Origin of the sequence: Paracoccus sp. S4493, from assembly GCF_000967735.1 — a bacterium.
GTDB classification, from domain to species: domain Bacteria; phylum Pseudomonadota; class Alphaproteobacteria; order Rhodobacterales; family Rhodobacteraceae; genus Paracoccus; species Paracoccus marcusii.
In genome coordinates this window covers 1-14,138 of record NZ_JXYF01000148.1, presented here as the reverse complement: position 1 = coordinate 14,138, position 14,138 = coordinate 1, and the positions used below count along the sequence as shown (strand labels likewise).

The 14,138-nt window shown below is 65.7% G+C and carries 10 protein-coding genes; 5 read left to right on the top strand and 5 right to left on the bottom strand.

The features are described from left to right. The coding region (locus tag TW83_RS15270; RefSeq protein WP_045983634.1) for a MupA/Atu3671 family FMN-dependent luciferase-like monooxygenase at nt 1-3,441 on the top strand (3,441 nt) is incomplete at its 5' end. Nucleotides 3,442-3,476: 35 nt separating this feature from the next. Here TW83_RS15270 and TW83_RS15265 read toward each other — a convergent pair. Next, the gene (locus TW83_RS15265; protein ID WP_045983633.1) at nt 3,477-4,472 is read right to left on the bottom strand and encodes a glycosyltransferase; all 996 of its coding nucleotides are present in this window, start codon (nt 4,470-4,472) and stop codon (nt 3,477-3,479) included. 58 nt (nt 4,473-4,530) lie between these two features. Between TW83_RS15265 and TW83_RS15260 the strand changes: the two genes are divergently transcribed. Together TW83_RS15260 and TW83_RS15255 are read left to right on the top strand one after the other, a co-directional pair. Further along, nucleotides 4,531-5,214 carry a hypothetical protein gene (locus tag TW83_RS15260; protein ID WP_045983632.1) on the top strand — a complete coding sequence of 228 codons (684 nt, stop codon included), beginning with the start codon at nt 4,531-4,533 and terminating at the stop codon, nt 5,212-5,214. Beyond that, nucleotides 5,215-6,654 carry a hypothetical protein gene (locus TW83_RS15255; RefSeq protein ID WP_127899510.1) on the top strand — a complete coding sequence of 480 codons (1,440 nt, stop codon included), beginning with the start codon at nt 5,215-5,217 and terminating at the stop codon, nt 6,652-6,654. 56 nt (nt 6,655-6,710) lie between these two features. Here TW83_RS15255 and TW83_RS15250 read toward each other — a convergent pair whose 3' ends face one another. Further along, the gene (locus TW83_RS15250) at nt 6,711-7,907 is read right to left on the bottom strand and encodes a calcium-binding protein (RefSeq protein ID WP_162198064.1); all 1,197 of its coding nucleotides are present in this window, start codon (nt 7,905-7,907) and stop codon (nt 6,711-6,713) included. A gap of 205 nt (nt 7,908-8,112) precedes the next feature. Further along, nucleotides 8,113-9,291: an exopolysaccharide biosynthesis GT4 family glycosyltransferase EpsE gene (gene epsE, locus TW83_RS15245; protein WP_045983630.1), complete on the bottom strand. Its 1,179-nt coding sequence runs from the start codon at nt 9,289-9,291 to the stop codon at nt 8,113-8,115. Between the two features lie 177 nt (nt 9,292-9,468). On the opposite strand from epsE, the gene TW83_RS15240 reads away from it, so the two are divergent. Further along, nucleotides 9,469-10,737, top strand: a complete 1,269-nt coding sequence (locus TW83_RS15240) for a glycosyltransferase family 4 protein (protein ID WP_204245782.1) — start codon at nt 9,469-9,471, stop codon at nt 10,735-10,737. A 57-nt stretch (nt 10,738-10,794) separates the two neighbouring features. On the opposite strand, the gene TW83_RS15235 is transcribed toward TW83_RS15240, so the two are convergent. Together TW83_RS15235 and TW83_RS15230 are read right to left on the bottom strand one after the other, a co-directional pair. Further along, nucleotides 10,795-11,475, bottom strand: coding sequence for a sugar transferase (locus TW83_RS15235; protein ID WP_045983629.1), 681 nt, complete (start codon nt 11,473-11,475; stop codon nt 10,795-10,797). 409 nt (nt 11,476-11,884) lie between these two features. Further along, on the bottom strand, nt 11,885-12,724 hold the full coding sequence (locus tag TW83_RS15230) for a glycosyltransferase (RefSeq protein ID WP_045983628.1): 840 nt from the start codon (nt 12,722-12,724) through the stop codon (nt 11,885-11,887). A 128-nt stretch (nt 12,725-12,852) separates the two neighbouring features. Here TW83_RS15230 and TW83_RS15225 point away from each other — a divergent pair, with 128 nt between their 5' ends. Next, nucleotides 12,853-13,530, top strand: coding sequence for a 4'-phosphopantetheinyl transferase superfamily protein (locus tag TW83_RS15225; protein ID WP_157001662.1), 678 nt, complete (start codon nt 12,853-12,855; stop codon nt 13,528-13,530). The last annotated feature ends 608 nt before the right edge of the window (nt 13,531-14,138 follow it).

Genomic DNA, 14,138 nt, shown 5'->3' with positions numbered 1-14,138 from the left:
GGGTTCCGCCCGCTGCCCGTCGATGCCGATGGCGAGACGCTGCAGGCGCTTGCCGCAGCCCTTGACCGCGATCGCCGCGCGCTGCTGGACCGGGCGCCGGTGCTGGCCGACCTGATCGCCCGCGCGCCGGAACTGGGGCGCCCGGGGACACCCGGCCTGATCCTGGCCGCGGGACCGCAGGACGCGCCGACCGGCGCCGCGATCTGCGTGGCGCTTGAGGAGGGCGAGCAGTCGCGCGTGCAGGTCTGGTGGGACCGCGCGCGCCTGTCGCAGGCCGCATGGCGCGCCATCGCCAACGTGACCGAGGCCTTGGCCGCGGCCGATCCGTCCCTGCCGCTGGACAAGGCGCCGACCCTGCCGGCCCATGCCATGGCGACCGTGGCCCGCGACGACCGCGATGCGGGCCCGGACGCGCCTGTGACAATCCAGGACGCGTTCGCCGCACAGGTCGCCCGACGCCCCGATGCCGACGCGCTGATTTTTCGCGGAGAGCGGCTGAGCTATGCCCTGCTGGATCAACGCGCGTCCCACCTGGCACGACAGCTGGCCGCGATGGGCGTCGGGCCCGGCGTGCCCGTGGGCCTCTTCGCCCCGCGCGGGCTGGGATTGGTCGTCGGTGCGCTGGCGATTCTGAAGGCGGGCGGCGCCTATGTGCCGCTGGATCCGGACTATCCGGCCGACCGGCTGCAGCACTACATCGCCGACAGCGGTGCGCCGGTGGTCGTGGCCGACCCGGCGATCCTTTCGCGCCTGCCAGCGCATCAGGCGCGCGTGCTGCCGCTGGACGCCAAGGGACCGGAGGCGGACCCCCGGCCCGCATCGGGCCAGGACCTGGCCTATCTGATCTATACCTCCGGCTCGACCGGGACGCCCAAGGGGGTGATGGTCGAACACCGCAACGTGGTGAACTTCTTCGCCGGCATGGACCGGTCGCTGGATGCCCCCGAACCGGGCACCTGGCTGGCGGTCACCAGCCTGTCCTTCGACATTTCCGTGCTGGAGATCTTCTGGACGCTGACCCGTGGCTGGAAGGTCGTCATCGCAGGCGATCTTCTGGGGGGTGCCACGGCGGAGCCTGCCACCGGCAGCCGCAAGGGCATGCAGATGTCGCTGTACTACTGGGGCAATGACGACGGGGCGGGCCCCAAGAAATACGAACTGCTGCTGGAGGGCGCGAAATTCGCCGACCGCCACGGCTTCGTCGCCGTCTGGACGCCCGAGCGGCACTTCCACGCCTTCGGCGGCCCCTATCCGAACCCCTCGGTCACCGGGGCGGCGGTGGCGGCGGTCACGCAGAACATCGCGGTCCGCGCAGGGTCGTGCGTCGGCCCCCTCCACCACCCTGCCCGCATCGCCGAGGAATGGGCGGTCATCGACAACCTGACCAATGGGCGCTGCGGCATCGCCGTGGCCTCCGGCTGGCAGCCGGACGATTTCGTGCTGCGCCCGCAGAACACGCCGCCCGCGAATAAACCTGCGATGCTGCAGACCATCGACCAGGTCCGCCGACTGTGGCGCGGCGAGGCGGTCGAGTTTCCGCGCGCCGACGGCACCCCCTTTGCCGTCGTGACCCAGCCCCGACCGGTTTCGGCGGAACTGCCCATCTGGGTGACCACCGCGGGCAACCCCGAGACCTGGCGCGAGGCCGGGCGGCTTGGCGCCAACGTGCTGACCCATCTTCTGGGCCAGAGCATGGACGACATCGCCGCCCGCATCCCGGAATATCACGCAGCCCTGCGTGAGGCGGGTCACGATCCGGCGGATTTCACCGTCACGCTGATGCTGCACAGTTATCTGGCCGACACGCGAGAGGCCGCGATGGAGACCGCGCGCGAGCCGATGAAGGAATACCTTCGCGCTGCCGCCGCGCTGGTCAAGCAATATGCCTGGGCCTTCCCGGCCTTCAAGAAGCCCGCGGGCGTCACCGACGCGATGTCGCTGGACCTGTCCAACCTGGACCCGGACGAGATGGAGGGCATCCTCGATTTCGCCTTCCTGCGCTATTTCAACGACAGCGGCCTGTTCGGGACCGTCGACGATGCCGAGGCGCGGATCGCAGCCCTGCGAAAGATTGGCGTGACCGAGATCGCCTGCCTGATCGACTATGGCATCGCCCCGTCGATGGTGCTGGACAGCCTGCGGCATCTGGCGGTGCTGCACGACCGCGTGAACCCGGTCACGACCGAGGTCGCCGATTACGGCATCGCGGCCCAGATCACGCGGCACAAGGTCACGCACCTGCAGGCCACCCCATCGATGGCGCGCCTGCTGCTGGAGGACGCACCGTCGCGTGCCGCGATGGCGGGGCTGAAGACCATCGCCCTGGGCGGAGAGGCCCTGAGCCAGGGCCTGCTGGCCGATCTGCGACGGAACGGATCTGCGCGCGTCCTGAACATGTACGGCCCGACCGAAACGACGATCTGGTCGGCGGTCGCCGATCTGGGCACGCAGGCCGACGATGTCTGGCTGGGTGACCCCATCGCCGCCACCAGCCTTCACCTGCGCGACCCGCAGGGAGAGGCGGTCGCCGACGGTGTCGCGGGAGAATTGTGGATCGGCGGGGCGGGCGTCACCCGCGGCTACTGGAACCGTCAGGCGCAGACCGATGCGGCGTTTCCGCAGACCGACCAGGGACGTCTGTACCGGACCGGCGATCTGTGCCGTCGCGACAGCACCGGGCGCCTGCGGTTCCTGGGTCGCATCGACCAGCAGGTCAAGCTGCGCGGCTATCGCATCGAATTGGGAGAGATCGAGACCCGGTTGGCGCGCCTGCCCGGCGTCCGCGACGTGGCGGTCGTCGCCAAGGGCCAGGGTCCGGGCGATCGGCAACTGATCGGCTATGCTACCGGAGAAGGGCTGGACGGCGCGGCGCTGCGCGCGGCGCTGTCGCGCGAGCTGCCGGATTTCATGGTGCCGCTGCAGATCCATGTCCTGCCGGAAATGCCGCTGACCCCCAACCGCAAGATCGACCGCAAGGCGCTGGCGGTGGCCGATGCCGCGCCGCCCACGGCCCGGGTCGCACCGTCGGCACCACCGCCCGTTGCGGCCGCCACGCCGGTCCCCGCCCCGGCGCCCGAGGTCAACGACCTGCAATCGCGGATCGGCCAGATCATGGCACGCATCCTGGGCCTGCCCGAGGTTCGCGCGGATGACAACTTCTTCCAGCTGGGTGGCCACTCGCTGCTGGCGGTGCAGCTGCACCGGACGATCCGGGACGAGCTGGCAGTAACGCGCAGTTCGATCACGGACATCTTCCGGTTCCCGGTGCTGCGTGATCTGGCCGCGCATCTGGGCGGAACACGGGCCACGCCCGCAACCCCTGCACCGGTGGCCGCTGCCCCCTCGCCCACTCCGGATGCGGTCCAGCCCGCCGCTGCGGGCGACATGATGGCCGCACGCCGCGCTCTGCGCGCGCGCATGCGACCCACGGGCCAAAACTGACCCGGCATATGTCGGCCGGGGAACCGGCCGATGACCTACTTGTATTCGATCAGCGCGCCTCGGCGGTTGCGCAGCCGGTTCAGATGGAACTGGGCCACGCCCATCGCCTCGGGGAACTTGCCCATCAGGGTATAGACCGCCCGCTTGCGTCCCAAGCGCCGCGACAGGCGTATCGCCTGCAACGGATAGACCAGCAGCAGCGCCAGCAACACCGGATGAACCAGCAGCGCGCCAAGAACCGCCACCACCGGCAGGATCAGGCCCCAGATCAGGGCGCGCCGAGTCTCCGCGGTCCAGTGTCGTTCGGGGGGGGCGCCATGCAGGGCCGCACCTTCGGCAAAGGCATGCCCCGCGCGCTTGCTGCGCCGCCACCACTGCCCGAACCGGGTGATGTCCGCGTCATGCAGCGTCATTTCCACCGGCAGCCGGCGAATGCGCCACCCGGCCGCCCGCAGACGGACGCACATCTCGGGCTCTTCTCCGGCAATCAGCGATTCGCGGAAACCCCCGACGGCGGCGATCGCATCATGGCGAATCAGCATGTCGCCGCCCACGGCGCGGGCGTCGCCGACCGGCGTGTCCCATTCCAGGTCGCACAGCCAGTTATAGACCGATCGTTCGGGATAAAGCTCCCTGCGCCGTCCGGCGACAACCGCCAGTTGGGGATCTGCCTGCAGGGCCCGGACGGCGGCAGGCAGCCATTCCGGCTGCAGCATGCAATCGCCGTCGATGAACTGGACGAATTCGGTCGGGTCGGCGGCAATGGCTTTCAACCCTGCATTGCGGGCCCGCGCCGCGGTGAATGGCAGGCCCATATCCAGATGCACGACCTGAACGCCCATCGCCTGCGCAAAATCCGCGCTGCCATCGGTCGATCCCGAATCGACATAGACAATCCGGGACAGCTGCTGCGACAAGGCGCGCAGACAGGCCTGAAGGCGCGCTCCCTCGTTCCGTCCGATGACGATCGCGGTGACGGGATAGTGCGGAAGGGAGCTGTCGGAATGTGCGGACAAGTCGATCTGCTTCATGCAATGTGCCCGATGATATGATACGAAACGGCGTCGAGACGGAAGAAAGAATTTGAGAATGGACGGTACCAGCGCCCGCAGGCACGACCATCTGAAGGCATGGTCGGCATTGCCCCAGATCGAGATGCCGCAAAAGGCCGCACTTCGTGCACTGATCGCGGACGATCACGGGTCTGAACGCAGCAGATCCTACGACCTGCTGCGGACGCGGATGCTGCCCGAGGTGACCGAACGCGGCTGGACGCGCATCGGCGTCAGTCAGGCCAGTCCGGGCCCGGCATCGTCGCTGACCGCGCTGAACCTGGCCTTGTCCGAGGCGCGCCGACCGGACCGCCACGTCCTGTTGATCGATCTGGACATCGCGCATCAACCGGTGCTGGCCCGGTTCGGCCAAGCCGGGGCGCCCGCCGGTCCGCTGTTTCGCGCCTGCACGGTGACGCCGCGGCTTGCCTTTGCCACCGTGCAGGCCGCGCCCGACCTGGCCGCGATCACGCTGCTGTCGCCGCAGTTCCAGCAGGCCCTGTCCGAGATGATCATGGGGATGGCCGCGGATGTCACCATCCTGCACCTGCCCCCTTGCCTGTCCGACGATGCCGGCCTGGCGGCGCTGCCGCTGGTCGACACGGTCTTGCTGACGATCGACGGACGCCGCGACACGGCGGCCGATCTGCGCCGCTGCGAGGCGCATGTCACCCGTCATTGCCCCGTGCTGGGGCTGTTTCTTCATAACGCCGAGGCTTGAATGGGACCGATTGTCGGAATACGCGAATTCATCGGGATGCTGTCGCGCCGGGGACCGGTGATGGCCGCGCTTCTGGTCGTTTGCGTGCTGGTCGCGCTGGCACAGGCGCTGGCGCTGCCCCGAGCCTTTGAATCGATCGCCGTGCTGCAGGTCCAGCCGACCGTCCTGACCGGCGGCGTCGACAGCGGCGACACCGCCACCCGCCTGCGCACCATCGAACAGCGGATCATGGCCCGCAACAACGTGCTGGACATGATCGACCGTTTCAACCTCTACGACGACACGCCGTTGAGCGAGGATGAAAAGGTCGCGCAGTTCCGCCAGGATGTGCGCGTCAACTTTGTCGCGGGCGTCACCGCCTCTGCCGGCGCGATGGAGGAGGTGTCCGCAATCCAGGTGACGGCGCAGACCGGCACCGCCGCCGGTTCCGCCAATCTGGCCAATGACATCGTCGACCAGATCCAGACCGGCAACCTGAGAGAGCGCGACCAGCGATTGAGCGAGCTGATCGGTACGCTGGAGACGCAGGACCGCCGCGCGCTTGAGGCGATTGCCGCGATCGAGGCCGACTTGGCGGCCTTCCGCACGGAAAACACTGACCGGATGCCTGAGAACCTGGAGTTTTTGGCCGCAGAGCAGACCCGCCTGGAAGGCCAGCGGACCGAACTGATCCGCTCCCTGCAGGCGTTGGAACGCGAGCGCCTGGCGCTGGAGGTGGGGACATCCGAACTGGGCCGCCAGGAACCGCTTGCCCAGCAGCTGCGCATCCTAGAGGTCGATCTGGCCCAAGCCCGGCGTACGCTGGCCCCGAACCACCCCGAAGTGCAGCGCTTGGAGGCGCAGATCGACGCCCTGCGCGAAGGCGATGGACAGCAGATGTCGGTCGGCCAAAGCCGCCAGATCGACCTGATCCGGCAGCAGGAGGAGTCGCTACAGCTGGAATTGGCAGCGATCGACCGCCGCCTGCCGATGATCGCCGCGAATGTCGCGGGCATTCCCGAGGTGTCGGAGACGATGGCGGACTATACCCGCCGGCTTGCCGCGCTGGAGGTACCGCGCATGGCCATTGCCGAACGCCTGTCGCAGGCGCGTCTGGACCAGAGCCTTGTGACCAGCGACTATGGTCAGCAGATGATCCTGCTGGAGAGCGCGACCGAGGCGGAATACCCGCTCAGTTCGGGCCGCAAGCGTCTGGCAATGCTGGGTGTCGTCCTGGGGTTGGGTCTGGCGCTGTTGTCCGGCTTCCTGCTGGAGGTGCGACGCCCTGTGCTGCGGACGCAGGCCATGGTGACGAAGTATCTGGGCGTGGCCCCGATCGCGTCTATCCCGTTCCGGCCGACGGCTCGGGAGCAGGTGGTTCAACGGACTCGAAATGCCGCCAGCTTCGTGATCCTGATCGCCGGTGTCGTGGTCGGGGTCATCCTGGTGCTGAACCGCTAGTGTTCTGCGCGCATCGGCCCGGATCGGGGCCGATGCGCGCAGATCGTGTCATGACGTCAGATGAAATCGAAGACGTCGTGCAGCAGGACAGAGTCGCCGCCGCCAAAGTTCAGCAGCGTGCCATCGCGGACCTCCGTCGCGGAATAGCTGCGACCGCCCAGATCCAGGACGTCGCGACCCGTCTCGAACCCGTAGACGGTATCGGCATCGTCACCCGCGCGGAAGATCAGCACGTCACGATCGCCATCGCCGTTGTTGCCGTCGCCGATCCAGATGCTGTCATCGCCCTGACCGCCCCGGACCGTGTCCTTGCCCATCGATCCGTCCAGCGTGTCGTCACCGCTGCTGCCGGTCAGACGGTCATGGCCCCACCGGGTGTTGAAGTTCACGCCGTCGCCGCTGTCGGACACTCGCGCCCGCGATGCATCGATGACGTCATTGCCCGAATGGGTCCAGCCCAGTTCGAAATTGACGAAGCGCAGGCTGGCGTCACCGCCGATGGTGGTGCTGGCATTGCCCGAGAACGCGCCGTTCGACAGCACGCGGTCAACTGTGACGGTAACGCCTGCGATGCCGACATCCTCGTTATGGCCCCAGATGTCGCCGCGCTTGATCCAGATGTTGATCAGATCGTCGCCTGCCCCACCGTTGATCGTGTCATGGCCGGGGTTGTGATTGGCATCGCCATTGCCCCACCGGATGTTGTCCTGGCCCGCGCCGCCGTTGATCCGGTCGTTGCCCGTGCTGGAATGGATGAAGTCGTTGCCGGCGCCGCCGTTGATCGTGTCGTTGCCCGACCCGCCGTCCAGCACGTCGTCATAGCGCGATCCGGCAATGCGGTCGTTCCCCGCCCCGGTGAAGATCGACACGCCATGGCCGGGCTTGCCGCCGCCCACGGTGTTCATGGATGCATTCGCCGCGGAGACGATGTCGTTGCCGGCAGTGCCATGGATGCGCTCTATGCCGGTGAACTCCACCCGTTCGTTCCCGATCCGGGCCACGCCGTCCTCGGTCGACCGAAGGGAGATGCGGGCACCCGCGTTGCCTTCCAGAAACAGCCTGTCGCCGCCGGGATTGCCGGGCGTATAGGGGTTGGCATCAAAGCGTTCGCTGCCGGTACCGCCGTGATAACGGTCATTGCCCATGCCCGGCCGCCAGTAGAACGTGTCCAATCCTCCAAGACCCCAGACTTCGTCTGACTGCCCGCGGCCACGCATGGCGTCGTCGCCATTCGATCCTCTGATTGTCGGCATCCCTTGATCCCATTCATGTTGCCCGATGTACGGCAGCATTATGCGATCAAGATTAAGGCTTTATTATCCCCAACTGAAAAGGTTCCCTATCAGCAGCAAGATTTTGCAATTGCCGTATTACCTTGAGCGGATCCCCGCATTTGTGCAGGCTTATCACGTAATTTTTGGGGTTGGCAGCGATTTTCCGCTTGTCTTTCTGACAATGCTATTTCTGCGCTTCTGCAATCCGACTCAGAAGCAGCCGCGCGTTTGTTTGATGGTCGAATGAAACCAGGGCGGACTGGCGGGCCGCTTGGCCCATTGCGCCAGCAAATTCCGGGTCCGACTGCAGCCGGCGCAGCCGGTCGACGATGGCCGCAACATCGCCTTGCGGGACCAGAAACCCGTCGACGCCGTCGCGAATCATGTCGCCCGTTCCGCCGATTCGCGAACAGATCACCGGCAGGCCGCAGGCCATCGCCTCCATCACCGTGACCGGGGCCGCTTCGCCCTGTCCGATGGATGACAGGGCCAGCGCGTCGACGCTGCGCAGCAGATCCAGCACGCGCGATTCGTCCAGCGACCCCATCATCTGGACTTGGTCCTGCAGGCCGAGCCTGTCGATTTCGGCTAGGATCGCGTCCCTTTCAGGGCCTTCCCCTGCGATGCGATAGGCGATGGAAATGCCCTGCTGCCGCAGCTGGGCCATTGCCTGCAGGAAGAACCGGTGGCCCTTCATGTGGTTCAGACGGGCCACTGTTGCGACGGTGAAATCCTGCCCCGGCGCACGATGCGACGGGGTGAAGCGCGCACAATCGACGCCCATCCAGATCACCGGGTTCGGGGTCGCGGTGCTGACCTCCGCAATCTGCTGCGCCAAGGGCCGGGTCACCGCGGCGACAAAGCTGGCACGTGCCATCTTGGCGGCGTGGTCCACACCATAGACCGGCAGATCCCCATGCAGCGTCAGGCTGTAGGTCAGGTCGCCCAGGATCGCAGCCAGTGCACCCAGATGCGCGGCATTGGCGCAGGAATGAATGTGCAGGTGCCGCACATCGTGGCGTCGCGCATCCTGGACCAGATCTGCCGCCGAGGGAAGCAGCGCCAGCAGCCGCAGCCTGCCGGCGATCGACGTCTGCGACAGGCCCGCCAGATAGGCCACCGCACGCGCGGTACGGACCGGATGCGCCAGCAGACGCAGCACCGCACCGATGCGGGGTGGAAACAGGTAGGTCGTGCGCGCCGCGGCCTGTTCGGCAAAGGCATGAGGGCACGACCCCGCGGGCGGGCGGCGCGTCGAATACAGGCGGACGGGCGTGCCAGCATCCTCGATCGCGCCGATCTCTCTCCAGAAGAACGCATGGGTCTGCGACGGAAATTCGGGAACAACATAGCCCAGTGCCAAGATCGCGTCTCCCTGCTGCCCGCGCGAAGCCCGTTGCCGCTATCCACAGCGCGGGACTGTAAAAATCGGTGCAATCTTTCGATCAGGCCGATGGCCTAGACCGTCCGAGTCGGCTAATGTTTCCCTGTTGTCGGCCATCGCCCCGGCGCGTTCAAGATCTAGCGAAGAGGCCTCTGGATGTCCCTGTCTCGACCACGGGTCCTGGTGATCGCCGAAGCGGCCAACCCGGAATGGGTCTCGGTCCCGCTGGTCGGCTGGTCGCTGGCCGCGGCGCTGCATCGCCAGACCGACGTGCATATCGTCACCCAGATCCGCAATCGCGACGCTTTCCTGCGCGCCGGCATGGTCGAGGGTCGCGACTTTACCGCCATCGACAGCGAGGCCGTCGCTGCCCCCATGTACCGCGCCGCCGAGGTTCTGCGCATGGGCAAGGGCCGCGGCTGGACTACCGTCACCGCCATCGCCGCGCTGAGCTATCCCTATTTCGAACGCCTTGTCTGGAAGCGTTTCGGCGATGACATCCGTGCCAAGCGGTTCGACATCGTGCATCGCGTCACGCCGCTGTCGCCAACGACGGCCTCGACCCTGGCGCCCAAGGTCGCGGCGGCGGGCGTGCCCTTCATGCTGGGGCCGCTGAACGGCGGCGTGCCCTGGCCCAGGGGCTTCAATGCGGAACGGCGGCGCGAACGCGAATGGCTGTCCTATGTCCGCGGCATCTACAAGCTGAACCCGCAGCTGCGCCGTACCCATGCGGCCGCGGCACTGATCATTGCCGGATCGCGCCACACCGCCAGCGAGATCCCCGAACGCTTTCAGGACAAGGTCGTATGGCTGCCCGAAAACGCCATTGATCCCACGCGCTTCAACCTGATCGCGCCACAGGACACGACGTTGCCCCTGCGCGCCTGCTTTGTCGGTCGGCTGGTGCCCTACAAGGGGCCGCACATCCTGCTGGACGCGATCGCACCCTTTGCGCGGTCAGGTCAGATGGTGCTGGATATCATCGGAGAGGGGCCGATGCTGCCCGAACTGACGGCGCAGGCCGACAGCCTCGGCATTGCCGACACGGTGACATTCCACGGCCACCTTCCCCACCAGCAAGTGCAGCAGATCCTGGCCGCCGCAAACCTGCTGACTTTCCCCTCGATCCGCGAATTCGGTGGCGGGGTGGTGCTGGAGGCGATGGCCCTGGGCGTCGTCCCGATGGTCGTCGACTATGCCGGACCCGGAGAGCTGGTGACGGCCGAGACGGGTTTCGCCATCCCCCTCGGGACCCGCCAGCAGATCGCGGCGCGGATGGAACAGGCGCTGGCGGACGTGTTGCACGACCCGACGCGGCTGACCACGATGGCCGCGGCCGCCCGGCGGACGGTGCAGGATCACTATACCTGGGATGCCAAGGCCGCGCAGATCATCGCGATGTACCGGGATGTGCTGAAACCCTGACGAAAGCGCCCACCATTCGGGGGGATGGTGGACCTTCTTGTCACGACGAGGCGGAGATCAGCACCCTGTGCAGCGGGCAACGACCTGGAAGGTGCGGATGATCGTGGACACGTCCAGCGCCAGGCTGATTTCCCGAGAGTAGCGTTCGTCGAACACCGCACGGGTCGCAAAGGTCGATCCGTTGCGAACCGAGACCTGCCACAGGCCGGTCAGGCCGGGGCGGTGCGCCGCGTAGTAGACGCCCGGGTACAGGACGCGCTGTTCGGGCATCATCGGACGGGGACCGACCAGGCTCATGTGGCCCAGGATCACGTTGATCAGCTGCGGCAGCTCGTCCAGCGAGCTCTTGCGCAGGAACGCACCGATCTTGGTGACGCGCGGATCGTTTCGCAGTTTCTGATCGGCATCCCACTCTGCGCGGGCGGCGGGGTTCGCCGCCAGATGGGCCTCCAGCAGTTGATCTGCCTGGGGCTTCATGGTGCGGAACTTGTACAGGCGGAACGATCTCCACCCGCGGCCAAGACGGTTCTGCGTGTAGATCGGCGACCCGCCGTCCAGCATGACCGCCAGCGCGACCAGGACCATGACCGGGATCAGGAACGGCAGCGCAAGCAGGATCAAGGACAGGTCAAGCAGACGCTTGCCACCGTTATCATACACTTTGGGAAGTTCGATCCCGGCGACCGGGTTGGTGGCCTGCGAGGAGCCGAGCTCGTGGCCGTCATTCGACTGTAGCATCTGCGTATCTCCGCACTCGTGACAAAGAAATCGATAAACTTTTAACTAAAGGTCCCGGCGAACCGTCGCGAAGGCCCATGGGCCGCTTCTATCCAACGCACCAATATAGATACAAGTTGTACAAAAAGATGGTCCGTCGCTGCGGTTTCACCTTTTGATTTAAGGGCTGGCGCGATTTTGCACGCGAAGGTTGTGAATCATGGGCGTTTTCACCCGCATGACAGCATTTGACGTCCAAGTTTTCTCGGGTTCCCTTAAAACGGCCCGAATGTTGTCCGGAAAGTCAAATCCTGGATCAATTCAATTTGATCTATTAACCAACATATAAGATCGGCCTTGGGGCACACTCCCTGCGGGTGTGCTCAGGCGGCCATCGCACTGCTGCAACCGGAAGATGCGCAGGGCCGCGTTAGCGGCCGCGATCCCAACCCTGCGATGGGCGGCCAAGGCGGACCGCGACGGTGACCGTCACGTAAACTGCGAACCCGACCGGATCGGTCAGGCCGAGCCGCAGCATACGACCCAGGGACGGGCGGTCGCCCGATGCGTTCTGCTGCAAGTCGGGATAGCGCTCCGCCAGCTGCGCGGTCCCCGCATCCTGGCGCCGGCGAACGCGGATCAGGCGGCGAAACCCTTCCGTGATGGGCCAAGCGTACGGAACCTTGACCCGCGTCCGTTCGGCCGGGGAAAAGTTCAGCCGTGCGAACCCGTCGTCAGCGATCACAGGCGGAAACTGGTCCCACCGCGCGCGCCCTTCTGCGTTCATCGCGAACAGGCCGGCCCCCGTCACGCCGGTGGCCACGAAAGGAAGCTTTTGCCAGAACCGCGCATAGGCCCGCGACAGCAGGTTCCGGGCCGGCGGCACGGTCAGCTTGGCCCCTGCATAGCGCGCACCCGGCCCCGACAGGGTGGTATGCAGCGCCTCGATCATGCCCGGTCCGATCACCACATCGGCATCCAGATAGATGCGCATTCCACCGGTCGCCGCAGCGTCGCCCATGTTCAGTGCGGCGATCTTGTTCCCGATGGCGGTTTCCAGCACCAGGACCTGCCAGCCCGCCGTCGTCAGGGCGGGCGCGGCATCGCGGGCCAGTTGTGCAGTGGCATCTGTACAGCCATTCGCGATCACGACGATCTGATGCGACACGCCGGGCACAAGACGTTGCGCACACAGCCCGCGCAGACAGGCGCCGATCCCGGCTTCCTCCTGATGGGCGGGCAGGATGACGCTGATACCATCATTATCCATCGCAGTGATCCCTACCCATGCCCCGTGCCTTCGCCTTATCGCCCGTGGGTTGCGCTCTGGCAATGCCGACGATGCGGCCGTATCCCATTGCCGCGAACCCCGCCGCGGGCTTAGATCGGACCATGAAGATGGAGGAAAAGACCAGTGTCGCGCAGGCGATCCGGGCGATGCTGCCGCAGGGCGTCGGACTGGCCGTGTGCGATATCGACGTCCCGCAGCCGCCTCTCTGGCGGGAAGAGGAGGCGGCGGTACGGCGCGCGGTCCCCTCGCGCATCCGCGAATTCACTGCGGGCCGCGCGGCCGCACGGCTGGCCATGACCGATATCGGCCTGATACCTGGCGCCGTCACCACGACCGCGGCGCGGGCCCCGGCCTGGCCGCCGGGCCTGTCGGGCAGCATCACCCACACAGCGCGGATCGCCGCGGCCGTCGTGTCGCGGCAAGCGGATTGGCCGGCGATCGGCCTGGATCTGGAGCGGGCGGAGCCGATGTCGGACGACATGGCGGAACTGATCCGCCACCCGTTGGACAGTGTTGATCCAGTGCTTTCCGAACCACTGGCAGCGACACTGCTGTTCAGTGCCAAGGAAGCTGCGTTCAAGGCCCAGTTTCCACTGACCGGGTTGTGGATCGACTATTGCCAGGTGCCGCTGACCATCACCGCCGACGGTTTCACCCTCAGCGTGCAAGGCGTCCCTCTGAGCGGTCGCTGGCGACGTGCAGGCGGACTGTTTGCAACAACGGTCCTGATAGGGAAGGAGCATGCCGACGCATTGCGGCTAGGCGGAGGCGTTTGGAGTGTCTGACGCGCAGTCTGAAACTCCAATATTGTTCTATGACATTGAGGGGAGAGTGTGATCCAGTAGTGCTATCTGCCCATGAAAAATATTCGCGGTCTTGTCTCATTTTTTGTTGACAATTAATAAATTGTCATCTTCAAAATATTAAAATTCAAATTTCTAAATTGCTAAAAAACTCTTTGCGTGATGCTGACTTCATTGAGGAAGCCACGCTAAGCAATTTCAAACCGCTATTGTATCGCGCTAAGGACTAATTTGTTTTACGGCGCTTGGGCACGTGGACACCGTTACGTCCACTGACATCGCGGCCACCCAAAAATCGGCTGTTGGTCTCGTCGGTGCTGTCGATTTGTGATGATCAGGTCTGGCCCGCGCATTCGGCCCGTAAGGTCTGACGCGTCTGCGAAGACTGGCCTTACGTGTTGACGAAGCCGTGGCGGCTGGCGCTCCTCAAACCCTGCAGCGTCGAGATGATGCGGCGGATTACCCCTTGGATACATCACCTTAACAGATATTAGAGAAATCGCTCTGCTCATGAAAAATGCCGCCAAGCACTACCCTATGGCGGATCTCATCGACACCCCCACCCCATCCCTGTATCGACCCAGCAGAAT